At 50.6% G+C, this 23,611-nt stretch carries 25 protein-coding genes; 18 read left to right on the top strand and 7 right to left on the bottom strand.

Annotation, left to right across the window (positions count from 1 at the left end):
- Positions 1-15: 15 nt before the first annotated feature.
- The 4 genes from IE104_RS12880 to IE104_RS12865 all read right to left on the bottom strand — a co-directional run bounded on the left by IE104_RS12880 (position 16) and on the right by IE104_RS12865 (position 1,606).
- Entirely contained in the window at positions 16-387 is a 372-nt protein-coding gene (locus tag IE104_RS12880; RefSeq protein ID WP_189419160.1) for a hypothetical protein, read from the bottom strand.
- 91 nt (positions 388-478) lie between these two features.
- On the bottom strand, positions 479-694 hold the full coding sequence (locus IE104_RS12875) for a hypothetical protein (RefSeq protein WP_189419159.1): 216 nt from the start codon (positions 692-694) through the stop codon (positions 479-481).
- Positions 695-800: 106 nt separating this feature from the next.
- Entirely contained in the window at positions 801-1,013 is a 213-nt protein-coding gene (locus IE104_RS12870) for a hypothetical protein (RefSeq protein WP_189419158.1), read from the bottom strand.
- Between the two features lie 269 nt (positions 1,014-1,282).
- Positions 1,283-1,606 (bottom strand): PilZ domain-containing protein, encoded by a 324-nt coding sequence (locus tag IE104_RS12865; RefSeq protein WP_189419157.1) that lies wholly within the window; start codon positions 1,604-1,606, stop codon positions 1,283-1,285.
- A 540-nt stretch (positions 1,607-2,146) separates the two neighbouring features.
- On the opposite strand from IE104_RS12865, the gene IE104_RS12860 reads away from it, so the two are divergent.
- Both IE104_RS12860 and IE104_RS12855 read left to right on the top strand, forming a co-directional pair.
- On the top strand, positions 2,147-3,664 hold the full coding sequence (locus IE104_RS12860) for an efflux RND transporter periplasmic adaptor subunit (protein ID WP_189419156.1): 1,518 nt from the start codon (positions 2,147-2,149) through the stop codon (positions 3,662-3,664).
- Positions 3,661-6,783: an efflux RND transporter permease subunit gene (locus tag IE104_RS12855; protein ID WP_189419155.1), complete on the top strand. Its 3,123-nt coding sequence runs from the start codon at positions 3,661-3,663 to the stop codon at positions 6,781-6,783. The genes IE104_RS12860 and IE104_RS12855 overlap by 4 nt, the downstream gene beginning before the upstream one ends.
- A gap of 59 nt (positions 6,784-6,842) precedes the next feature.
- Here IE104_RS12855 and IE104_RS12850 read toward each other — a convergent pair whose 3' ends face one another.
- Positions 6,843-7,172 carry a four-helix bundle copper-binding protein gene (locus IE104_RS12850; protein ID WP_189419154.1) on the bottom strand — a complete coding sequence of 110 codons (330 nt, stop codon included), beginning with the start codon at positions 7,170-7,172 and terminating at the stop codon, positions 6,843-6,845.
- A gap of 192 nt (positions 7,173-7,364) precedes the next feature.
- Between IE104_RS12850 and IE104_RS12845 the strand changes: the two genes are divergently transcribed.
- The 6 genes from IE104_RS12845 to IE104_RS12820 all read left to right on the top strand — a co-directional run bounded on the left by IE104_RS12845 (position 7,365) and on the right by IE104_RS12820 (position 12,500).
- Positions 7,365-7,778: a hypothetical protein gene (locus IE104_RS12845; protein ID WP_189419153.1), complete on the top strand. Its 414-nt coding sequence runs from the start codon at positions 7,365-7,367 to the stop codon at positions 7,776-7,778.
- 102 nt (positions 7,779-7,880) lie between these two features.
- Complete coding sequence (locus IE104_RS12840; protein ID WP_189419152.1) at positions 7,881-8,393, top strand: DUF411 domain-containing protein; 513 nt, start codon at positions 7,881-7,883, stop codon at positions 8,391-8,393.
- Between the two features lie 9 nt (positions 8,394-8,402).
- Positions 8,403-10,436: a copper resistance system multicopper oxidase gene (locus IE104_RS12835; protein WP_308429296.1), complete on the top strand. Its 2,034-nt coding sequence runs from the start codon at positions 8,403-8,405 to the stop codon at positions 10,434-10,436.
- A 1-nt stretch (position 10,437) separates the two neighbouring features.
- Complete coding sequence (locus IE104_RS12830) at positions 10,438-11,148, top strand: copper resistance protein B (protein ID WP_189419151.1); 711 nt, start codon at positions 10,438-10,440, stop codon at positions 11,146-11,148.
- A 24-nt stretch (positions 11,149-11,172) separates the two neighbouring features.
- Positions 11,173-11,631 (top strand): copper resistance CopC family protein, encoded by a 459-nt coding sequence (locus tag IE104_RS12825; RefSeq protein ID WP_189419150.1) that lies wholly within the window; start codon positions 11,173-11,175, stop codon positions 11,629-11,631.
- Complete coding sequence (locus tag IE104_RS12820; protein ID WP_189419149.1) at positions 11,631-12,500, top strand: CopD family protein; 870 nt, start codon at positions 11,631-11,633, stop codon at positions 12,498-12,500. Before IE104_RS12825 ends, IE104_RS12820 begins: the two co-directional genes overlap by 1 nt.
- A gap of 35 nt (positions 12,501-12,535) precedes the next feature.
- Here IE104_RS12820 and IE104_RS12815 read toward each other — a convergent pair whose 3' ends face one another.
- The gene (locus IE104_RS12815; protein WP_189419148.1) at positions 12,536-12,733 is read right to left on the bottom strand and encodes a heavy-metal-associated domain-containing protein; all 198 of its coding nucleotides are present in this window, start codon (positions 12,731-12,733) and stop codon (positions 12,536-12,538) included.
- Positions 12,734-12,893: 160 nt separating this feature from the next.
- Between IE104_RS12815 and IE104_RS12810 the strand changes: the two genes are divergently transcribed.
- The 5 genes from IE104_RS12810 to IE104_RS12790 all read left to right on the top strand — a co-directional run bounded on the left by IE104_RS12810 (position 12,894) and on the right by IE104_RS12790 (position 17,487).
- On the top strand, positions 12,894-15,308 hold the full coding sequence (locus IE104_RS12810) for a heavy metal translocating P-type ATPase (RefSeq protein WP_189419147.1): 2,415 nt from the start codon (positions 12,894-12,896) through the stop codon (positions 15,306-15,308).
- A gap of 7 nt (positions 15,309-15,315) precedes the next feature.
- A complete protein-coding gene (gene cueR, locus IE104_RS12805; protein ID WP_189419146.1) occupies positions 15,316-15,720 on the top strand; it encodes a Cu(I)-responsive transcriptional regulator in 405 nt (134 codons plus the stop codon).
- A 29-nt stretch (positions 15,721-15,749) separates the two neighbouring features.
- Entirely contained in the window at positions 15,750-16,370 is a 621-nt protein-coding gene (locus IE104_RS12800) for a class I SAM-dependent methyltransferase (RefSeq protein ID WP_189419145.1), read from the top strand.
- Between the two features lie 189 nt (positions 16,371-16,559).
- Entirely contained in the window at positions 16,560-17,168 is a 609-nt protein-coding gene (locus IE104_RS12795; protein ID WP_229837900.1) for a MerR family transcriptional regulator, read from the top strand.
- Positions 17,161-17,487 carry a YnfA family protein gene (locus IE104_RS12790; protein WP_189419143.1) on the top strand — a complete coding sequence of 109 codons (327 nt, stop codon included), beginning with the start codon at positions 17,161-17,163 and terminating at the stop codon, positions 17,485-17,487. Before IE104_RS12795 ends, IE104_RS12790 begins: the two co-directional genes overlap by 8 nt.
- Before the next feature lie 275 nt (positions 17,488-17,762).
- Here the strand turns inward: IE104_RS12790 and cadR are convergent, their stop codons facing one another.
- Positions 17,763-18,155, bottom strand: a complete 393-nt coding sequence (gene cadR / locus IE104_RS12785) for a Cd(II)/Pb(II)-responsive transcriptional regulator (protein WP_189419141.1) — start codon at positions 18,153-18,155, stop codon at positions 17,763-17,765.
- A 76-nt stretch (positions 18,156-18,231) separates the two neighbouring features.
- Between cadR and IE104_RS12780 the strand changes: the two genes are divergently transcribed.
- From IE104_RS12780 to IE104_RS12760, 5 genes are all read left to right on the top strand, one after another.
- Complete coding sequence (locus IE104_RS12780; RefSeq protein ID WP_189419139.1) at positions 18,232-18,867, top strand: cation efflux transmembrane domain-containing protein; 636 nt, start codon at positions 18,232-18,234, stop codon at positions 18,865-18,867.
- 42 nt (positions 18,868-18,909) lie between these two features.
- On the top strand, positions 18,910-20,832 hold the full coding sequence (locus tag IE104_RS12775; RefSeq protein ID WP_505661112.1) for an FTR1 family protein: 1,923 nt from the start codon (positions 18,910-18,912) through the stop codon (positions 20,830-20,832).
- 54 nt (positions 20,833-20,886) lie between these two features.
- Positions 20,887-21,234 (top strand): hypothetical protein, encoded by a 348-nt coding sequence (locus IE104_RS12770; RefSeq protein WP_189419137.1) that lies wholly within the window; start codon positions 20,887-20,889, stop codon positions 21,232-21,234.
- Positions 21,235-21,317: 83 nt separating this feature from the next.
- Positions 21,318-22,619 carry a TolC family protein gene (locus IE104_RS12765; protein ID WP_189419135.1) on the top strand — a complete coding sequence of 434 codons (1,302 nt, stop codon included), beginning with the start codon at positions 21,318-21,320 and terminating at the stop codon, positions 22,617-22,619.
- Positions 22,616-23,608 carry an efflux RND transporter periplasmic adaptor subunit gene (locus IE104_RS12760; RefSeq protein WP_189419133.1) on the top strand — a complete coding sequence of 331 codons (993 nt, stop codon included), beginning with the start codon at positions 22,616-22,618 and terminating at the stop codon, positions 23,606-23,608. The genes IE104_RS12765 and IE104_RS12760 overlap by 4 nt, the downstream gene beginning before the upstream one ends.
- Positions 23,609-23,611: the final 3 nt, after the last annotated feature.

The following is a 23,611-nucleotide window of genomic DNA, read 5'->3' as shown; positions in this document are numbered from 1 at the left end:
GTTTTAAACCAAAAATTACTCCATTTTTTTGTCTTGATTTTTAACAAAAGATGGAATGTTAATATCGTTCACGGGCGTACTTTCCTCCAACCCCACTATGCTTAGCCAAGCAATGTGTCCTACCTTTAGATTTTCATGCCCAAGTTCAATCCGTGCTTTCTGAAGTATCTTCAACACTCGGTCTTTTTTACCAAGCTTCTCTGCATAGTCAATGAGATTATCAAATGCCTCCGGAGGCACTGGCTTATGTTGGTTTTCGACAATCCATTGAGCACTTTTTAATGCTTTCAATCTGCGTTGAACGAAATACAATAATAAAATTGAAATAGCAAAAATCAGTGGGACATAGTTCAGCAACATTTCTGGAACACTTTGAATTCCGTTCATTTTTTTAGACTCACACCTCGATTAATTAAAAAAAAGCCCCCGCCAAGATAGGAGGGGCTTTTATGTTCACTGGCATACTGACCTCAATTAATCAAAAATAAGAACGAATAGACATCATTGCAAATCCATGATCATTTTCACGAAGCCAATCTACCAACTGATTGTATTGCGCTAACACCATTGACTTTGTGAATGTTCGATCGCTTTGCTTTTCGCTCACAACTACATCGCACAAACCGCTGGTACCATTAAAATCTACACTCATCACATGACGACTGTTTACATCGAAAGTTTGTTCATTAGCCATGATTGTTACTCCAAGTTTTTTTTGATTAGGGAACCCACCTAAAAACCCTCCTGGAAGGCTTTTGGGAGGATTCCCTAATCGCTTGAAGCGAATCAGGGAAAACGACTTACTTGCAAAACTTTTCTTTGGCCATATTCATGGCAAAGATGTGGTCATGCGCCCTAAAGAATTCAACACACTCGTTGTACTGCTCAAGAGTTAAATCTTGAGCAATAAACTTGTTGTCAGGCACACGAGAATCAGCAACCTCAATAGAGATTGTTAGATCCATATCTGCGCTAACAGTGCGGAATTCAGAAAGATTGAATGAAGTTTTCATGGGTTGCTCCAGGATTTATTTAAGTGAATAAATCGAAGGAGCTAAGACCGACCCTAGCTGGGGAGAATTAGACTCCCCGATGGGTGGCAAAGTATTAGGTCAGGCTTTCGCCTTGCTGCAATTGCATACCTAGTGTGCAGCTGAGATAAGATTCAACGAAGAATGTCGTTGGGCATTTGCACATTTAAGATAGAGGTTTCTTACACTATTTGCAAGGTTCTGGAGCGAGGTCAGAATGATGAATATGCCACGCCTTTCACGCTAGGAATTCAACCTATTGCATTTGCAATAACGTATTGCTGAAACTCGGTGAGGCTCAAAAACTCGAACCCCATAATAAAACGCTTCTTACTCTGATCGTACTCTGAACGTCTAAGCGTAGCTCTGGCACGTTTACCCCAAACCATTTCAGCGTCTCGCACAAACGTAAATTCAATCCATACTGGCTCATGGATGGAAAACGTGCATTTGCCTGATACACGCATGCCTCCAATCCCGACATCAATCAGTTCAGTTGGCTCTATTTTACTGTCATAAATGAGCGCTACCCCACTGATGGGCGCCCTAAGAAACTGCCGTCTGTCATTTTCCACGATGCCGTTCCTTTATTCGTCGTACTGAATTATATGCAATGAACATGAATGTTTATCATACTGCCAGACTTGTTTTTACCTGCGAGGGGTTCAACAGGCAGGGTTTATCTACTATAGTCCAGATATGCGCCGATATTCATTGTTCATCACATTGCTACTGAGCTTGTTGCTGCCCCTTCACGTGGCGGCCAGTACACTGCTGTCGGTGCCTAGCTGTCCTGCAAAATCCACCATGGCCGCGTCTTCGACGGATGAAGTTGCTCCAGATTGTTGCGACGGCGATGGCAAAATGGATTGCCAGCAGATGCAAACCTGTCATGGCTGTAACATCAGCTGCCAGGTATTTTCCTTCTCGACACCTACCTTTAGTCCCGCGTCTGAAAAACGCTTCTACCTTGGGATAGCGACGCCTTTTGTGGCTTCGTTTGATCCCGCTTCGGTATGGCGACCTCCCACTAACGTCTGATCTTCTCGATGAATGCTGTCCGCTATACCGGCGGATGGATGTTATTTTTCGTCTATAGGATTGGAGTTAACACCATGTTTTCCTCTTCAACGCCGCTGCGGCAGCTGCTGGTATTGTCCCTGGGTATTGGCCTGGGTGCAGTCGTGACATTCGTTGCCGTTAAATCGCCACTGCACCCATCGGCACCGGCAAAACAGCCTGACTCAACGGCACCCAAAGTCCTTTATTGGTATGACCCCATGGCGCCTGCGCAACACTTTGATAAGCCGGGTAAGTCGCCGTTTATGGATATGGAGCTGGTGCCTAAATACGCTGAGTCCGGGACGGCCATGAACTCACTTCAAGTTGACCCAGCCCAGGTGCAAAATCTCGGTATGCGCAAAACCAAGGTAATGCGTATGCCACTGCACCCGCAGCATGAGTTACCAGGAACCTTACGTTTTAACGAACGTAACCAGGCCGTTATCCAGTTGCGTGCTGGCGGGTTTGTTGAGAAAGCCTGGCCATTGGCACCGGGCGATAAGGTCACGGCGGGCCAACCCATTGCGACGTTTTACGTACCCGAATGGCTCAACAATCAAAATGAATTACTGGCTTCCAAGGCGCTCAGCAGCCCTCGCTTATTAGAAACCTTGCGTACACGCCTACGTTTACAGGGTATGCCCGATGCCTTGATTGACCAGGTGGAGCGAACCCGAAAACCGGAAACACGTATCACCATAACGGCGCCGATCAGTGGTGTTATTGAGTCGCTGGAGATAAAAACCGGCATGTCGTTATCGAGTGGAGAAACCCTGGCTCGCATTACCAGTGTTGATTCGTTGTGGTTGGATGTTGCTATTCCTGAAGCCGACGCTTCAGGTTTACGGCCTGGAGCTTCAGTGGCTTTTTATGCGGCAGCCACAAGCAACATGCCAGTCACTGGCAAAGTCGATTCGGTATTGCCCTCCGCAAATGATGCCACTCGGACATTGACCGCTCGTGTCGTGCTTCCCAATCCCAACGGACTCCTTAAGCCTGGCATGAGTGGTCGTGTCGTGCTTAACGGTGCCCAAACCGATACCGGATTGCTCATACCCACGGAGGCGGTTATTCGCACCGGCAAACGTACCCTGGTGATGGTGTCTGATGCTGATAACCATTTTCGTCCGGTCAGCGTGATGCTTGGGGCGGAAATCGGTGATCAAACGCTTGTCACCGGTGGCCTTGAGGAGGGGCAAGACGTCGTGGTGAGTGGCCAGTTCCTGCTGGATTCGGAAGCGTCCCTGATGGGGATAGCACCTGAGCCATTACCATCATCGGCCATGTCGAACACGTCAGCAACCGTCATCAAGACACACCAAGCCAGCGGACGTATTGTCAGCCTATCGAATAAGGATGTTGGTCTACAACATGGCGACTTCATTGAGCAAGCCAGTAAACAAGTGTCTATGCCCGGTATGACCATGACGTTCCCGCTCGCGAACGCCGCTGTAGCTAAAGGTTTTAAGGTGGGTGATTCAGTGCGCGTGAGTGCGCACGAAGCCGAGGGTACGTTTGTCATTGACTCACTGAAATCTGAAAGCAACCCTCCTGCGGAGAAGAAGCCATGATTGCGCGCCTTATTTGTTGGTCGGTCGGCAACCGTTTATTGATTTTGCTGGGAACACTTTTCATTGCTGGCTGGGGTATTTGGACCATCAAAACCACGCCCATTGATGCCTTGCCGGACCTATCCGATGTGCAGGTAATCGTGCGCACAACCTTTCCCGGTCAAGCGCCTCAGTTGGTTGAAAACCAGGTGACTTATCCGCTCGCCAGTAAAATGTTGTCGGTACCTGGCGCTAAAACCGTTCGTGGCTATTCCATGTTTGGCGATAGTTATGTGTACATCTTGTTTGATGATGGAACTGATGTGTACTGGGCGCGCTCGCGTGTGCTGGAATATTTAAGCCAAATCCAATCACAGTTACCGGCCAATGCAAAACCGTCGTTAGGACCCGATGCCACAGGTGTGGGCTGGATTTTCCAATACGCGTTGATCGATAGAACCGGAAAGCACGATCTTTCCCAACTGCGTGCGTTACAAGATTGGTTTATGCGCTTTGAGCTTGCCCCGCTGCCCAATGTGGCCGAAGTAGCGGCCATTGGCGGCATGGTCAAACAATACCAGGTGGTGGTAGATCCGGTAAAACTGGCCAGCTTAAAGCTCACTCATCAAGAGGTCATCGCTGCACTTGGCCAGGCGAATCAGGAAACCGGTGGTGGTGTGATGGAGCTGGGCGAAGCCGAATTTATGGTGCGCGCAACTGGCTATCTTAAAACCCTCAATGATTTTAAAGCCGTGGTCATCAAATTGGTCGATGGCGTACCCATCACCGTGGGCGATGTTGCTTTCGTGCAAGTCGGCCCGGAGATGCGGCGCGGTGTGACCGAACTTGACGGTGAAGGTGAAGTTGCCGGTGGTGTCGTCGTCATGCGTTCCAGTGGCAATGCCCGCGAAACCATTGCTGCTGTAAAGTTGAAACTCGAACAACTAAAAGCTAGTTTGCCACCTGGAGTCGAGGTAATTACCACCTATGATCGCAGCCAATTAATTGACCGAGCTGTGGAAAATTTAAGCCATAAACTTATTGAAGAATTTTTGGTGGTGGGCTTGGTGTGCGGCCTTTTTCTGTGGCATTTGCGTTCATCATTGGTCGCGATTATTTCGCTGCCGCTGGGAATGCTGGTGGCGTTTATCGTGATGCATTACCAAGGAGTTAATGCAAACATCATGTCGCTTGGCGGCATCGCGATTGCCATTGGCGCTATGGTCGATGCTGCGATTGTGATGATTGAAAATGCGCACAAACATATTGAAGCCTGGGAGCACCAACATCCTAACGAAACACTTCACGGTGAAATGCGTTGGCAAGTCATCACAGAAGCTGCGGTAGAAGTTGGACCCGCGCTGTTTTTTTCGCTGTTAATTATTACGCTATCGTTTATTCCGGTGTTCACGTTGGAAGCACAGGAAGGTCGTTTATTTGGGCCATTAGCATTCACCAAAACCTATGCAATGGCTGCTGCCGCTGCATTGTCCATCACATTAATTCCTGTGTTAATGGGTTATTGGATTCGTGGAAAAATTCCGCACGAAAAAAATAATCCTGTGAGCCGGTGGTTAATCAATTTTTATCAGCCATTACTCGCAAACGTTCTTCGTAACCCAAAACGTACTCTCGTTCTCGCAAGTTTTTTATTACTCACTACCGCTTGGCCGATCAGTCAATTGGGCGGCGAATTTTTACCCCAGTTGGATGAAGGGGATGTGTTGTATATGCCGAGCGCGTTACCAGGATTAACCGCGCAAAATGCCAGCAAACTTTTACAGCAAACAGATCGGTTAATTAAAACTGTACCGGAGGTTGCACGTGTATTTGGTAAGGCTGGACGCAGTAACAGTGCAACCGATCCCGCACCGTTAGAGATGTTTGAAACAACCGTGCAATTCAAACCGCGCGATCAGTGGCGTGCCGGTATGACGGTTGAAAAATTGATGGCCGAGCTGGATGCAAAAGTAAAAGTACCGGGGCTCGCGAATATTTGGATTCCTCCTATCCGTAATCGCATCGACATGTTGGCCACCGGAATTAAAAGCCCCATCGGTGTAAAAGTGGCTGGCAACAATCTCATGGAGATAGATCAGGTTGCGCAACAGATTGCGCAAACGGCCAAGACAATTGATGGTGTTTCTTCCGCGATTGCCGAGCAATTAAACGGTGGGCGCTATGTTGATATTCAATTGGATCGCGCGGCCTTAGCACGTTATGGATTAAGTATTGCGCAAGCACAATCGGTGGTGAGCAGTTTGATTGGTGGCGACAATATCGGTGAAGTTGTCGATGGCCGCGCGCGCTTTCCCATCAATGTGCGGTACCCGCGTGAATGGCGCGACAGCCTCGAAAAATTGCGCAATTTACCCATCATCACGCCCCTGGGCAGTCAAATTACCTTGGGCACTGTTGCCGCCATTGCGATCAACGATGGGCCGACCATACTCAAAAGCGAAAACGCACGGCCCACGGGCTGGGTGTACATCGACGTGCACGGTCGCGACCTCGCATCCACAGTGGCATCGCTTCGCGAAGCGGTCTCCAGCCAAGTAAAACTACCTGCGGGTGTGAGCCTGAATTACTCGGGGCAATTTGAATTTATGGAACGCGCCAATGCCCGTTTGCAGTGGGTCGTACCGGCAACACTTGCCATTATTTTTTTGCTCTTGTATCTCGCCTTCAAACGTTTCGATGAAGCTCTACTGATTATGGTTACTTTGCCCTTTGCGCTAACGGGCGGGGTTTGGTTGCTGTATTTCATGGGGTACAACTTATCCGTTGCCACCGGGGTTGGTTTCATTGCGCTTGCAGGAGTATCGGCTGAATTTGGAGTGATTATGTTGCTATACCTCAAGCAGGCATGGCAACGGCGAGTGGACGCGGGGAATACGGATGCGATTGCGCTAACCGAGGCGATTGTAGAAGGTGCAGCTCAGCGCATTCGGCCTAAAATGATGACCGTCACCGTCATTATTGCCGGGCTGTTACCTGTTTTTCTGGGCAGCGGTACCGGCTCTGAGGTAATGAGCCGCATCGCGGCTCCGATGGTGGGTGGCATGGTCACCGCACCCTTGTTGTCATTGTTTGTGATTCCTGCCGTGTTTCTATTACGACGCAGACGCGAACAACAGTAAGCCGCGCTGGACACCCGGCTCGGTGTCCCGCAGATGTATATTGATGAGATGGAATTGGACTAGGCCGCCATTTTGCGGCAGCTCTCTGCACACTTACGGCAGACTGCAACGCACTCATCCATGTCGCCAACGCGCTCACAACTGTCCGCACAAGCGTCACAAATTTCTGCACAAACTTTGCAGAGATGGTGACTAAAATGCGAGCCGCTTAACTGCAAACAGGCCGAGGTTTCACACACTTTGGCGCAGTTCAGCATGAGTTTGAAGTGGTCTGGCTCAACGTGTTTTCCACCCATTTGCAAGCAATGATTCATGGCCGTTTTGAAACAGGTTTCACTACAGGTTGAACAATTTTTTATGCATTCGGAATCAATCGTGACGTGTGACATAGTGATAGTCCTCGTGGTTTATGATGGATCGGATTGATCTGGCTTTTTAGAAATACACCTCTGCTGCGATTGCAACAGTACGTTATCCCACAAAGTGCACTTGAGTGCCGAGCACTGGACGTTGAACGGCAAGATGAACTATTCTGCTAGCCTTTAGTCTGATCCCGAAGCCCCCTTAATTCGACATTGATTATGATCAACCGCCGCTTCAAAACATGGTTTATCACGCTGATGCTATTGGCCTTCACTGGTCAGACTGTATCGGCCCTAGCCATGCCTTGCCCAGCGATGAGTAGCATGATGGTTGCCATGAATCACGATATGACAGCCATGGATGAAGATATGCCCTCGATGGATCACGACATGAGCAATCATGAGATGCCCATGACGCACGCCATGTTGTCACATGCGGACAAAGGTTCTGTCATGAAGGACTGTTGCAAGCTGCCAGGCCACTGTGCATCCGGTAGTTGCTCCACGGCTGGCTTCGCTCACTCCGTTGATTTTGCTCTTACCCTTTCCCCAGCCACCGTCGGTGATAATTACCTGTCGGTAATACCCGCCGCCTTGGTTTCCTCTCTGTTTAGACCCCCCATTTTCCGTTAACACAGGACAAGTCCGCCCCGAATTTGGCGCTCTTGTCATCATCGCTGTTAACGGGAGTGTTTAACTCCCCGTATTGAGATTGACTCATTCGTTGGAGTTTTTATGCAAATCGCCTTTTTTCGTATTGCAGCCGCTGCTTTAAGTGCGGCTGCCCTGTGTTTTACCACCGGCGTGCTGGCAGCTGATAAGCCACAGGCCTTAGCAACACCTACAAAACCTATCGCCCTGGAAGTCTTCAAAAGTCCTACCTGTTCTTGCTGTGAAAAATGGGTTACCCAATTGGACAACCAGGGATTTCAAACGCATGTTCAACATCCCGCCGACCTCAACCAGGAAAAGCTAAAACGCAAGATCGCGCCACGCTACCAATCCTGCCATACCGCTGTGTCTGTTGAAGGGTATATTTTTGAAGGCCATGTCCCTGGTCCCGTCATCAAGCGTTTTCTCGCCGAAAAACCTAAGGGCGTAATTGGCCTCGCGGTACCCGGTATGCCCATGGGTAGCCCTGGAATGGAAATGGGAGATCACTTTGAACCTTACGACGTGCTCGCCTTAACTGCTGATGGCGCGAGCCGTGTGTATGCGCATATCGCCAGCCCAAAAGATCAATTGTAGGAGCGCACTATGACCAATCATCTGAAGGATCTGGCGGCGGCTGAAGAATCCCGCGCTGTAACCACTAACGCCCAAATGACCCGGCGGCACTTCGTGTTGGGCACCTCATCGCTGGTCGCACTGAGTGCATTGCCGCTCTCGGCGCTTTCGGTGGCCGATGCGCCCGCCGTAAGCTCGGCCACGCCACCGATACTCACGGGCACCGAGTTTGATCTTCACATCGGCTACCAAACTGTTAACTTCACTGGTCGGGAGCGTATCGCCACCACGGTGAACAACAGTTATCCCGCACCGATCTTGCGCTGGAAAGAAGGCGATGACATTCGCATTCGCGTCACCAATCACCTGAAGCATGAATCTTCCATTCACTGGCACGGCATCATCCTGCCCAGTGCAATGGATGGTGTGCCGGGCTTAAGTTTTGAAGGCATAAAGCCCGGTGAAACCTTTGAGTACAACTTCAAAGTACAGCAATACGGTACTTACTGGTACCACAGCCACTCGGGGTATCAGGAAGGCACTGGCCTTGCGGGCAGTATCATCATTGACCCTAAAGAGCCAGCACCTTTCGCCTATGATCGCGACATGGTGGTGATGTTATCCGATTGGAGCGATGAAGCCCCGGAGCGTATCTACGCGAAGCTCAAGAAAATGAATGAATACTACAACTTTCGCGAGCGAACGCTGGGTGATACCTGGAGGGATATCAAAGAAAAGGGATTGGCAAAAACCTGGCAAGACCGTTCTATGTGGGCGCGAATGCGCATGAGTGACCGGGATATTTCAGACGTAACCGGGTATACCTACACCTACTTGATGAACGGGGTTACGCCAGCACAAGGCTGGATGGGTTTATTCAAACCCGGCGAAAAATTGCGGTTGCGCATCATCAATGGCTCGGCCATGAGTATCTTTGATGTGCGCATTCCCGGCCTCAAGATGACCGTGGTTGCTGCGGATGGCCAATACATCCAGCCCCTGGTGGTCGATGAGTTTCGAATAGGTACCGCCGAAGTCTACGATGTGATCATCGAGCCGGATGCCACCCAGGCTTATACCTTGTTTGCCCAAACCAATGACCGCACCGGTTTTGCGCGCGGCACCATCACGGCAGATACCGCGTTCAAGGCACTGATACCTGCAATGGACCCAGCGCCCATCCTGGGACATCAGGAAATGGGCATGGGGATGAACCATAGTGGTCACGATATGGGAGCTATGGATCACAACGCCACGCCGGGTATGAACCACAGCGGTCACGATATGAGCCAAATGGCCGGTATGGATCATAGTGGCCATGACATGGGCAAGATGGAAGGTATGGATCACAGTGCCCATGACATGAACAAAATGGAAGGCATGGATCACAGTAGTCACGACATGGGCAACATGGAAGGCATGGACCATAGTGGTCACAACATGACGAAGGCGGCTAAGGCAGATAGGCCGGGCAAAACGACCAACCTCGCCAAAGCCGGTTTTGGTAGCAACTTTGGTGACGATGGCAAGATTGTTCACCCAGCCAGTGAATACGGACCCCACGTCGATAATCATGCGCAGATGCCGCAAAGCGGTTTGGCTGATCCTGGCATCGGCTTGCGTGAACATGCTGAACAATATGGCCGTAAAGTGCTCACCTACGCGGATATTCGCGGCTTGCATCCCACCCACGATAAGCGTGAACCCTCGCGCGAAATCGAGCTACACCTGACCGGCAACATGCACCGGTATATGTGGTCGATGAACGGCATTAATTTTATGGATGCCGCACCGCTAGAACTTACCTACGGTGAGCGGGTTCGTATCGTACTGGTCAACGACACCATGATGACCCATCCCATCCATTTGCATGGCATGTGGAGTGAGCTCGAAACCGGTGATCCTGAATACATCCCTCGCAAACATACCATCCTTGTCCAACCGGGTTCGAAGGTGAGTTATTTAGTCACCGCCGACGCCAAAGGACGCTGGGCCTATCACTGTCATCTGATGTTCCACATGCCCGGCATGATGCGTGAAGTCAGGGTCATTGAGGAGAACTGACATGAAAACATTGAAATATCTGTTACCGCTATCGCTGGGCTTGAGCGCGTATGCCACGTCGGTTGTCGCTCATGAGGATGATGATCCCTTACTTACGCGCGTCATGGTAAACCAGCTGGAAACCCGAAACACTGATGGCAACGATCCTGCGGTGCTGGAAGGTGAAGCCTGGATTGGGCATGACCTACATAAGCTTTGGGTAAAAATTGATGCTGAGCGCGTTGGCGGAATGACCGAGGAACTGGAAACCCAAGTGTTATTCAGTCGGGCGATAGCCCCGTTTTGGGACGTGCAGGCCGGTGTGCGCCACGACAGTAAATCTGGCCCTGGCCGAACCTGGGGAGTGATCAGTCTGCAAGGGCTTGCACCCTATGAGTTTGATGTCAGTACCGCGCTATTTGTCGGCGATGAGGGACGTACCGCTGCCCGGATTCATGCGGAATATGAACTGCTGTTTACCCAGCGACTGATATTGACGCCAGAAGTTGAGGTTAACGTCTACGGGCAAAACGACACACAAACCGGCACCGGATCAGGCTTATCCGATGTTACGGCAGGTCTGCGCTTACGTTATGAAATTCGTCGTGAATTTGCGCCTTACGTGGGTGTGAATTGGGAACGCACATTCGGCAATACCGCAGACTTCGCCCGTGCAATGAACGAAACCACTCACGACACACAATTCGTACTGGGCCTTCGTGCCTGGTTTTAACCAATGATGAAGAGGAAAACCGCTATGAACACATCTATTTTTTTTCGCGCTACACGTTGGATTTTGATGCTGACATTACTCAGTGTTTTTTCAAGCCAGGTATTTGCTCACGCGCATTTGGCAAGCTCGGTGCCGGAGGCCAACTCCCAGGTGAAAATGTCACCACCCAACCTGGTACTGACCTTTGAGAAACCGGCGATGGTGATGAACCTGACCCTCACTGATGACAAAGGCAAGGCCATCGATTTCAACTTCAAAGCCTCGAATGACACTAAGGTGACACACCAATACAAACTACCGCCTTTTGGCAATGGTTTGTACACCGTTAATTGGACAGCGATGGGCACCGATGGGCACAACATGAAAGGTGCCTTTACCTTTTCGGTGGGGGCAGAAGCCAAACCGGCGGCGCAAAACCATGAGGGCATGAAAGAGCACGATCATGCGGGTAAAGACATGGATCACTCCGGGCACACCAAATAATGGATGCTGGACTCTGGGTCATTCCAACGCTGGTTGTCAGGGTATTGCTATATGCCTGTGTTGCCGGTGCCATGGGTGGATGCCTCTCTTCGGTGCTGCTGACGCAGCACCGGGAGTTATCCCTGTCCATCATCCGGTACACGCAAGGCGCCTGTGTTCTGGGTGTTGTTCTTACACTGGCAAGTGTGAGTATCCAGGCAGGCGCACTGGCTGAAGCCGGTATGGCGGGTTTGTTCAACGCCTCCATTCTGTCCGTGTTGATGAGGTCGGCCGTAGGCACCGCCATGATGTTGCAGTTAGCAGGCTTTTTGCTCATCGGAACAAGTCGGTTAGGTTTAAATCGTTATGCCATCCCGAGCAATCTCCTGGCGGTAGGCGGAAGCCTGTTGGTGGCAGCCTCGTTTGCACAAACCGGCCACATGGCTGAAAAAGGCCTTGTGGGGCAAATTGCTGTGACCTTGCACGTAGGAGCGATGGGGTTGTGGCTGGGTTCATTGTACCCGTTGTGGCTCGCCGCCAGATCCAAAGACACAGAGGCAACGTCGTTGGCGATGACCCGGTTCGGTGAATGGGCGGTGTTTATTGTGGCAGCGTTGCTGATCTGCGGTATCACCATGGCGACGCTAATGCTAGGCGACTGGCACAAGCTCTTTACTACCGCCTATGGCAAGGGGCTGTTGGTGAAATTTGGGTTAGTGACTGGCCTATTAGCGTTGGCCGCTGGCAACAAATGGCTAACCGTTCCACGGTTGGCGGAGAAAGGATTTACCGTGCGTCTGGCTCACACCATTGTGTTTGAAATGCTGCTGGGAAGCGCCGTCCTGATAACTACCGCGATAGTGATTTTGGTAATTGGTAGTGAAGCCTGAACTGTCGGGCCCGCAGGCCCGGTATTGTTGGGTGGTTAAGCAGGTATGACCAAGTAATCCAGCGCATTGATAGCCGCCACCAAGTCACTCTCGGGTTTGCTGCTGTCAATCTCGACCCGTCCGCTCGCCAAATCGATAGCCACGGACGCTGCCGGATCAAGGGTTTTAATTGCATGGGTAATGGTTTTAACACAGTGGCCGCAGCTCATGCCTTTTACTGTAAATATTGTCATCGCAAGTCCTCCGTCAGTAAGTGGAGATGAGAGTGTTGACCTTGCCACCGTGGGAAGGTCAAGCGTTTTAGCGATGAGATTTTTGTGGGTGAATATTACTTGACCTTCCCATGATGGGAAGCTTGATACTGGATTCATACCTCATCAACCAGGAGCCGGTATGACTACGTTAAATTTCTCATCTCAGGACATCGCCATCCAGGGTATGACCTGCGCTTCCTGCGCCGGTCGCGTGGAAAAGGCGCTGAAAAAATTGCCAGGCATTCAAGCTGCCACCGTTAATCTGGCCACCGAAAAAGCCCACATCCAAGCCGATGCAACACTCGCCATGGCGGAGGTAAAAAAGGCCATTGAAGACGCGGGCTATGCATTGGCCACCCAAACGACCACTTTAACAATTGAAGGCATGACCTGCGCGTCGTGCGTGGGACGTGTTGAAAAAGCGCTGTTGCGTGTACCCGGTGTACTGACAGCAAGCGTTAATCTGGCGACGGAAACCGCGCGCGTGGAGGCCTTGCCAACGGTGGATAACAAAGCCTTGATAACCGCTGTTAGTGTCGCCGGTTATGAGGCGGTATTATCTTCCGCCGCCGTTGCATCCGTGCCAGCATCCAGTATTCGGATCACAGATGACTACGCCTGGAAAATCGCCGCCTTGCTGTCGTTGCCGCTCATTATTCCGATGCTGGCGTCACTGATCGGTGTACAGGTTAACCTGCCAGGCTGGGTCCAATGGGCACTCGCCACACCCGTACAATTCTGGTTGGGTGCACGCTTCTACAAAGCAGGATGGAAGGCGCTAAAAGCCGGTACCGGGAACATGGATCTACTGGTTGCATTGGGCACAAGCGCTGGCTACGGACTGAGTGTTTTCCAGCTCGCCTCACCGCACGCGGGCCACGTTGCACCGCATTATTATTTTGAAGCCTCGGCAGTGGTTATCACCTTGGTATTGCTGGGCAAGTGGTTAGAAAGCCGGGCCAAACAACAAACCGCCTCGGCAATCAAAGCACTGCAAGCGTTGCAACCTGTTGTTGCTCGGGTAAAACAAGGCGATCTGGATGTAGAAGTTCCCATCGCTTCGGTAAAACCGGGTGATGTGGTTGTGGTTAAACCCGGTGAACGCGTACCGGTAGACGGCATTATCCTGGAAGGCCAAACTCACATGGACGAGTCCATGATTACCGGTGAGAGTCTGCCGGTCTCCAAAAACCTCCACGAAAACGTCACCGGTGGGGCGATCAATGGCGAGGGATTAATCCTGGTTGAGACCCGGGCAGTCGGTACAGAAACGACGCTCGCGCGGATTATACGACTGGTGGAAAACGCACAAGCCGCCAAGGCGCCGATCCAGCGTTTAGTGGATAAAGTGAGCGCCGTATTTGTGCCGGTGGTCATTGCCCTGGCATTGGCGACATTCCTTGGCTGGTGGTGGTACAACGGGGATATTCAGCACGCCATTATCAATGCGGTGGCCGTGCTGGTGATTGCGTGCCCCTGTGCCTTAGGGCTTGCAACACCGACCGCCATCATTGCCGGTACCGGTGTTGCAGCGCAGCATGGCATTTTGATCAAAGATGCTGAAGCCCTCGAAATTGCCCACCGTATTAACACGGTCGTGTTCGACAAAACTGGAACTCTGACGCTCGGCAAACCGGTCTTGACGGCCCAGGTTCCGGCGCAGGGTAATGAAGAGGATTTTCTAAGTCTCAGCGCCGCTATCCAACGCGGCAGCGAACATCCGCTGGCGAAAGCAGTGATGGATGCCGCTCATCAACGCCAACTTCACATTCCCACCGCATCCAGCATAAAAGCGCTACCGGGGCGCGGATTGGCGGCGTCGGTAAATGGCCGCTCATTACAGTTAGGCAATACACGATTAATGCAGGAACTGAATGTTGCCTTGGGGAGTTTGGCTGCGGAGGCGGATGCGCTGGAATCTCAAGGCAACACCATTTCCTGGCTCGCCGAATCCGGTGAAAAAAAACAGCTCTTGGGGCTTCTTGCGTTCGGCGATGAGATAAAACTGGAAGCACTGTCTGCTGTGTCTGGCTTGCATAGCCAGGGTATCAACACCGTGATGATCACCGGTGATAACGCGGGCAGCGCTCATCGGGTAGCAGGTCAGTTAGGGATTCAACAAGTATTCGCCAATGTGTTGCCCGGTGATAAAGCTGCCGCTGTGGAGCGCCTAAAAGATGATCATCGGACTGTGGCGATGGTGGGTGATGGCATTAACGATGCGCCTGCATTGGCCGCCGCTGATGTTGGTATTGCGATGGCGACGGGTTCTGACGTCGCCATGCACACGGCGGGCATTACCTTGATGCGCGGTAATCCCGCCTTGGTTGCCGATGCGATTGATATTTCACGGCGCACCTACGCGAAAATCCAACAAAATTTATTTTGGGCCTTTATCTATAATCTGGTGGGTATTCCACTGGCAGCGTTTGGTTTTCTAAATCCCATGTTGGCGGGTGCTGCTATGGCATTTAGCAGTGTGAGTGTCGTGAGCAATGCGCTTTTATTAAAACGCTGGAAACCGGCGCAGCGCAATGATGTTTGTCCACTGTGAGGTTGATATGAATATTGGAGAAGCCGCGAAAGCCAGCGGCGTGACTGCAAAAATGATTCGCCATTACGAATCGATTGATTTAATCGGTCATTCATTACGCACAGAATCCGGCTACCGCACCTACACCGAAAAAGATGTACATGTTCTGCGCTTTATCAAAAGCGCACGATCATTAGGATTTTCGCTGGAGCAAATCAAAGTGCTGTTATCGCTGTGGCAAGATCGCTCACGCGCAAGTAGTGATGTGAAGGCGTTAGCAACAGAACATATCAATGAACTCAATGCGAAAATTACAGAGCTGACAGCGATGCGAAATTTGCTGGAAACATTAACAGTCTCCTGTCCTGGAGATGAGCGAGCGGATTGTCCCATTTTAGTCGGTCTTAGTGATCAACTTACTGAAAGACCTTAATGGATTTCACGATAAGCTAGAGAAGAAATATGCTGTCGAAAGAGCACCGGGAAAATGTCTACAACACGAAATCCACCAAGGCTGTTAGCTGGTTTCAGGAACATGCCGCACTGTCGTTGCAATTGATAATGTCATCCGCACCGCACACAGATGCAGAGATTATTGATGTTGGCGGAGGCGCTTCTACTTTGGTAGATGATTTGATCAATACTGGTTATTCCAAGCTTTCGGTGTTGGATATTTCGGGAACTGCGCTGATTGTTGCCCAACATCGGATGGGCGATAAGGCCACATCGGTGAAATGGATCGAGGCAGACATTACTCGGCTTTCACTGCCGAAACACCACTACGATGTATGGCATGATCGCGCTGTATTTCATTTCCTGACTGAAGAAAATGATCGCCAACAATATGTAGCGCAACTGACCCAAGCCTTGAAGCCGGGCGGACAATTCATTGTCTCCAGCTTCGCTGAAAAAGGTCCGCAACAATGCAGCAATTTACCTGTCGTTCGCTATTCGCCCGAAGCGTTGCAAGGGGAGTTTGGCGAAGCGTTCCTATTAAAAGAACATACCTTTGAAACCCACGTAACACCCTTCGAAACGCAGCAAGAATTTGTCTATTGCCGATTTGTAAAAAGCGAAGGCTAGCGCTTATCGCCAGAATGGGTTGCGCAATGATTATTACCGCATTCCGTTTGCTCGGAAGTACAACACCTTTTTTTCGTCTGGCGTTTTTGATAAATCCAATAACCCACACCAAGGACAGCAAGTGGAAGAACGCATTTCAAGAGTTCCAGGGTTGTTTGGCTCACAAGAACAGCGAGTCCGGCAGACCCAATGAATAACGCGTACAAGGGAACACTACAGCAACCAATGCAGGCAACCACCGCAATAACGGTCAACCAGAAAGATTTGGGCTTCATAAAAACTCCTGTGATTAGGTGTTACAAGGGCGTTCAGGATAAAATCTGTAGTCACTACAGATGCAAGCCTTTTATACAGGAAACGAACATGACAGGAATTGGGGCGCTATCGCGGGAAACGGGATGCCATATTGAAACCATCCGGTATTACGAAAAATTAGGTTTACTACCAAAGCCACAACGCACGAGCGGCGGCCACCGTCTTTACACGAAAAAGCATGAGAAACGGCTGGGATTCATTTTGAAAGCCCGTGGTTTGGGTTTTTCATTAGATAACACACGGGAGTTGTTAAGCCTGTCGGAAAATACCGAGCGCTCTTGCGGTGAAGCGCTTGAACTCGTGGAAACCAACCTGGCGACGGTGAACCAAAAGCTGGAAGAGCTTCAACGCATTAAAGACTCCTTGTTGGTCATGGCACAACGCTGCAAATGCTGTTGCCCTGGTACTAAGGCTCCTGACTGCACCATCGTTGATGCTCTCTATAACAAATCCAGCGAACAACCTGAAGGTTCCCATGCTTAAAACAACACTGCTATTTATCGCTACTGCATTGGCAGAAATTATCGGCTGCTTCTTGCCTTATCTGTGGCTGCGCAAAGGCGGATCAATGTGGCTCCTATTACCAGCAGCCGTCAGTCTTGCTCTATTTGTATGGTTGTTGACACTGCACCCGGCAGCGAGTGGGCGTGTTTACGCTGCCTACGGAGGTGTGTATGTGGCAACGGCGCTGGTATGGTTGCGGGTGGTGGATGGCGTGAGCTTATCGTTTTACGATTGGATAGGTGCCGGTGTTGCTCTCTTGGGAATGTCGATTATTGTTGCTGGCTGGAAGCTCCAATAACGTGGTCGAATACCCCTAGCGTGGCCCATCCCTGGGCAGCTATTTTAGCCCTTAGCAACAAGCTGGTCGTTTTGATCGAAGACTTCCACCCGCCAATACCAGTGGGGTTCAATACATTCGATAACAACACGATAGCCTTCACAGGTGAATAAAATAAATTGCATAGGAAAAACTCCGTAGTGAGGAAAATGCGCTACCCAATTGGCAGCCCTTACAAAGTTCCGTCACGACGGTTTTAGCGATACAAGAAGGTAGGAAATAATAGGCCTTGTTGCTCAAGATTCAGAAAGCTTGCGCAATATGCCGCAGTCTTTCGCGGTAAGGTTGTCGGCGCAGGAGGTGCGCAGTTGGGCTAGTTGAGCGCGTAAATCGGTAAGCTCTGCTAATCGTTTATCTACTTCCAGCAGGTGAGCTTCAACAATACGGTTTACCTGCGCACATCCTTCGTCCGGCCTCTCTTTGTAGCGAATAAGCGCCCGGATCTCGTCGAGGGTAAGCCCCAGGTTACGGCAGTGCTTTACAAACACCAATTGGCGAACAGCCTCATCGTCATACAAACGGTAATTAGCATCGTTGCGAGAGGGCTCGTGCAAAATATTTTCCTTTTCGTAGTAACGAATCGTCTGGATGGATAAACCCGTTTTGGTAGCGAGCGCGCCTATTTTCATGTGTCAGCCTCATTGACCCTATAGCAACTATAGGGTTTATAGTCTCCTCCCTACAGATTTTGCGCAAGGGTTAAGTATGAGCGATTGCGGATGTGAATTTGAAGTGACCAATGACGCCCAAAAAAAAGTGCTCTATTGGTTGCTAGCGATCAATGCGACTATGTTTTTTCTCGAATTCGGTGTGGGCTGGATCGCCCAGTCAACGGCCTTGGTTGCGGACTCGCTCGATATGTTGGCTGATGCGATTGTATATGGCATAGGATTGTATGCCGTAGGTCGCGCCGCAAAAGACAAAGCCAATGCAGCTTTGGCAAGTGGTTACTTTCAACTCGCCATTTGTATCTTGATGGCTGTCGATATTGGCCGCCGCATCGTCTTTGGCAGTGAGCCCGTTTCGGTATTGATGATGGGTATGGGCTCAGTCGCGCTGGTTGCCAATTTGACCTGTTTGGCATTAATCCATAAGCATCGTGATGGCGAAGTTCACATGCGAGCCAGTTGGATCTTTTCAGCAAACGATGCGATTGCCAACCTGGGCGTTATTGTCAGCGGTGTATTGGTATGGTGGCTCAATGTTCGCTGGCCCGATGTCGCTATCGGTTGCGTCATTGTGGCTGTGGTGCTACGCGGTGCCATTTCAATTTTGCGCGAAGCCAAGGCTGAGCTACGTGAAATTGCAAAACCAGCCTGCTGCGGCAGTGGTTGTCACTGATTCCCATCAACAAATATTTATAACTTACATCTGGATTATCGAGTGACTATCTCCTTCAAATTTCGCCTCTTTTGGCTCATTTCTTTTCTATGTTGTGCTCAGCAGGTCTTTGCAGACGAACACGCTGTTCGCCAAACCTGGCAGCTCCTGGACTATCTTTCCGTGGATTACGCCGGTGCTGTACAGAACGGCCAAGTATTGAAGGAATCCGAATTTGAGGAAATGAAAGAGTTCGCCCAAACGGCTAAGCAGAAAATCACCCAGCTTGAGGCCAATGAGCACAAAGCAGAGTTGGTTGCAGCCGCCGATGACCTCGCCACTCGGATTAACGCAATGGAGTCCCCGGAATCCGTAGGTACCGCCGCGCGGGCACTGGCTAACCATTTACTACAAGCCTATCCCGTGGCGTCCACACCACCAGTGCACATTGATACAGCCAAAGCGAAACAACTTTATCAAGAAAATTGCGCTGCCTGTCACGGCTTGAACGGGCATGGGGATGGTCCGCTTGCCGCAAATTTACCGACGCCGCCAATTGCCTTTGCGGACCCTGTGCGCGCAGCGCAGCGCAGCCCATTTGCTCTCCAGCAGATCATCACCCAAGGTATCGAAGGCACACCTATGGTGGGTTTTACCGCGCTGCCCGAAGCAGACCGCTGGGCATTAGCTTTTTACGTAAGCCAATTGGCTTTTTCCGTTGCTGATCAAGAAGCTGGTAAATCACTGTGGAACGGTTCAGACGCCATCCGCGCACAAATCCCCAATATTGATGCACTCGCCGGTATGACGCAGGTTGAGCTGGCCACTCGTATTGGCGATGATGCGCGACCCGTGCTGGCCTACCTACGCAATCATGTCGATAAAGCAGCGCTTGCCCGTGGCCAAGGCCTGACACTTGCCAAACTCCGCTTACACGAAAGCTATGCCGCGTTTACGGCAGGTAACAAAACTGCTGCACGCGATCTTGCCTTATCTGCTTACCTGGATGGTGTTGAGCCGGTTGAACCCACTATCGCGACGCGGGATTCCGGCATACGTACCGAGCTGGAAACGGCTATGAGCACTTATCGCACCATGGTTACCGAAAACGTCGAAACGCAAAAACTGACGACTCAGCTGGCAGCAGTCAACGCTGTCCTTGATAAAGCTGAGCTGCTGTTGTCCGCATCGGAGGCAAGCCCAACGACTACCTTCGTAGGAAGCTTAACGATCCTGTTGCGCGAAGGCTTGGAGGCCTTACTGATGGTTGTCACGATGCTGGCCTTCCTGGGCAAGACTGCACGCGAAGACCAATTACCTTACGTGCACGCTGGGTGGATCGGCGCGCTCGTAGCGGGCGCTGTAACGTGGGCGGTGGCTACTTATTTGATCGGCGTCAGTGGCGCGAGCCGTGAATTAACCGAAGGCTTCTCTTCGTTATTTGCGGCGCTTGTATTGCTTGGTGTCGGTATGTGGATGCACCGTAAGAGTGTTGCCGGACGTTGGCAGGAGTATTTCAATGCAAAGCTCACGGGCTCCCTCAAAAAACGTTCAGCCTATGTACTGTTCGGGTTGTCCTTTATCGCGGTTTACCGCGAAGTCTTCGAGACCATCTTGTTTTACGCCGCGCTATGGCAGGAAGGCAATCATTTTGCGTTAACCTTGGGGTTGATCGTTGGATTGCTGTTGCTCCTGGTGCTGGCGGTTTGGATGTTGCGCTACAGCAAGCGTCTTCCCATCGGTCGCTTCCTATCAGTGAGTTCCATCCTTGTGGCCGTGCTGGCAGTCGTATTGGCGGGTAAAGGGATAGCTGGTTTCCAGGAAGCCGGGATTCTCAATATTCATTCAATCCCTGTTCCACGAATATCCTTGTTGGGGATATTCCCAACTGTAGAATCCGTCCTGGCCCAAGTCATAGTCGCAGTTCTGGCCATGGTGGGTTATTATTTGAATAACCAGCCCTCATCATCCAAAGCGGTGACCTGATTAGGTCGAATGTGGAAATAGCGGCGTATGCGTCTAAACCGGAAACAAAGGACTTTGCTGATATTGCTCATCTGGCTATTTGCCAGCATGACCGGTATGCACGGGCACTATTGTTTAGATGGTCAGGAACCTCCCGTTTCCGTGCATTTTGACCTGCTCGGGAGCCATGACCACGGCGACGGTGAAGACGGCCACAAGGACTTCGATAGCAAGCCCATGGAAATGACCTTCCTGAAATTGTTCAGCCTTGATTTACCGTTCCTCGCAGCGGCTCTATTGCTGCTAATCATCTGGCCTTTGGTTGGTGGCCAGAACTTTACCTATTTCAATACCCCCTCAACCTGGTTAACCATCACCGGTCTTCGTCCACCACTTCGCGCTCCACCAGCCCACTCCCACTAAATCTTTCCGCTGTCATCAGTCCTTATTGCTTTGCGATATGGCGATGATGTGTTTGCGCACCTGCGCATTAGTTGGAGTTCATCATGTCTTTTTTTCGAATCAGGTTCGCACTGATTGCGACCTTATTGTCTTGTTCGTTTGTTTTACCCGTAGCTGCCCAAACCGCGGCAGATACAAATAGTATTCCCACCAGTAAATTGTCATTGCGCGATGCCATTACGGCAACACTTGCGCGCAACCCACAACTCAGCAGTTTTCAATTTCGTCGCCAGGCACTGGAAGGTGAATTGCAAACTGCCGGGTTAAAACCAGCCATGCGGCTAGGCACCACGTTGGAAAACGCCGCAGGCAGCGGTGATTACAAAGGCACTAAAGGTGCTGAGCTTACGCTCGCCTTATCCTCCGTGATTGAGTTGGGGGATAAGCGCGATGCGCGCATGGGTGTTGTTACCGAACGCCAACAGGCCTTGGCCGTTGAACAACGTATTGTTGAGCTGGATTTATTGGCCGAGGTTACTCGCCGGTTTATTGAAGTTGCCACGGCCCAACAACATCTTACCCTGCAACAGTCCACCTTGGCCTTGGCGACTGAAACCACCCAGTCCATTAAACGTCGCGTTGATGCGGGTAATACACCGGATGCAGAACTCGCTCGCGCGCAAGCGAACCAGTCGCGCATGGCGATTGAATTGCGTCAGGCCGAACTGGGTTTTGATACTGCCAAAATCAAACTGTCTGCGTTGTGGGCGGTCACCGAACCCTCGTTTACGTCGGTGAATGCCGATCTACTAAACCTCGGTGATTCTCCTTCACTTAACGATTTGCTGAATGGTCTTGCCAATAATCCCGATGTTCAACTCTTTGCCAGCGAAACACGTTTGCGCGATGCCGAGTTGCGCTTGGCGTTAAGCCAACGCAAAGCTGACCTTGAATGGAATGCTGGTATACGCCGCTTACAAGCCAGCAAAGATTCAGCTCTGGTTGTCGGCGTTAGTGTGCCGCTGTTTGGTGGAAGCCGAGCTGCCGGTGAAGTCGCTACAGCCAAAGCAAATCGCTTGGGCGTTGATAACGAACGTGAGACAGCTTTGCTGCAACTTCGTGCGCAAGTAGTCGGACTCTATCAAGAGCGCCAGGCAGCGATCTTTGAAGTGACAAGTTTACGCAACGATGTCATTCCCCAATTGAAAAAAGCGGTGAGTGGTACGCGCGCCGCTTTTGATAAGGGACGTTATGGCTACCTCGAACTCAGCACCGCCCAGCACGAATTACTCGAAGCAGAAGCTGCATTGATTGATGCCGCTGCTAATGCGCATTTACTGCGCGCTGAAATTGAACGACTCAGTGGCACAGCCACTACCGCACAACATTCCGAGGTCGCCCCATGAAATTATTTTTAGAAACCATTACAAAAAAACTGTCTGTAAAAAGCGTGTTGCAATTAAGCCTTGTGATCATTGCGATGATTGGAATTGCAGTAGCGAATGCTGCAAAAGAAGAATCTAAAACACCACCTGCAACGCAGCAAAAAGCGCATGGTGATGAAGAACACGAAGAGCATGAAGAAAAATCCGCATCACTGTCTGATGCTCAATTAAAAACGGCGGCGATTGAACTGGCGAAAGTCGGGCCAGCAAGCATCCACGAAACCTTGGCGTTTTACGGCACTGTTGAAGCTAACGGTGAAAAAGTACAACGTGTTGGCGCACGCTTTGTTGGCACTGTTCGCAGTGTGAATAAAAAAGTGGGTGATAGCGTTCGCGAAGGCGAAACCTTGGCGACCATTGAAAGTAATGAAAGCCTTAAAACCTATTCAATTACGTCTGCATTAAACGGTGTTGTTGCTGAAAGAAATATCAATGTCGGTGAGCAAACCAATGATAAAACCGCATTTGTGATTGTGGATCTTTCCACCGTGTGGATTGACGTTGCTGTTTTCCCGCGCGATGCAGGCAAGATCCATGTTGGTCAAGCTGTCCGTATTGGTAATCCTGCGAATGACGTAACGGGTGAAGGTGAAATTGTTTCTGTGGCGGCACTGGGTACCAGTGGCAATCAATCCTTGAGTGCGCGCGTGCTGTTAAACAATGCAGAGCGCCAATGGACACCCGGACTCTTTGTTAACGCTGATGTAATGATGGCAAAAAAATCAGTGGCGTTAGCAATTCGCAATGAAGCGCTACAAGACCACGAAGGCAAACAAGTCGTATTCGTAAAAGAAAAAGAGGGTTTTGAACCACGCCCTGTAAAACTTGGCCGCACCGATGGTGAATTCACTGAAGTCTTAGCCGGTGTTAAAGCCGGTGAAACCTATGCCAGTAAAAACAGTTTTATCATTAAAGCTGAACTGGGTAAGGACGGTGCTGAACATGAATAATTT

This window comes from Cellvibrio zantedeschiae, assembly GCF_014652535.1.
In the GTDB taxonomy this organism is placed as follows: domain Bacteria; phylum Pseudomonadota; class Gammaproteobacteria; order Pseudomonadales; family Cellvibrionaceae; genus Cellvibrio; species Cellvibrio zantedeschiae.
Note: the sequence above shows the minus strand (reverse complement) of the source record. Positions and strands in the feature narration are given on the sequence as shown.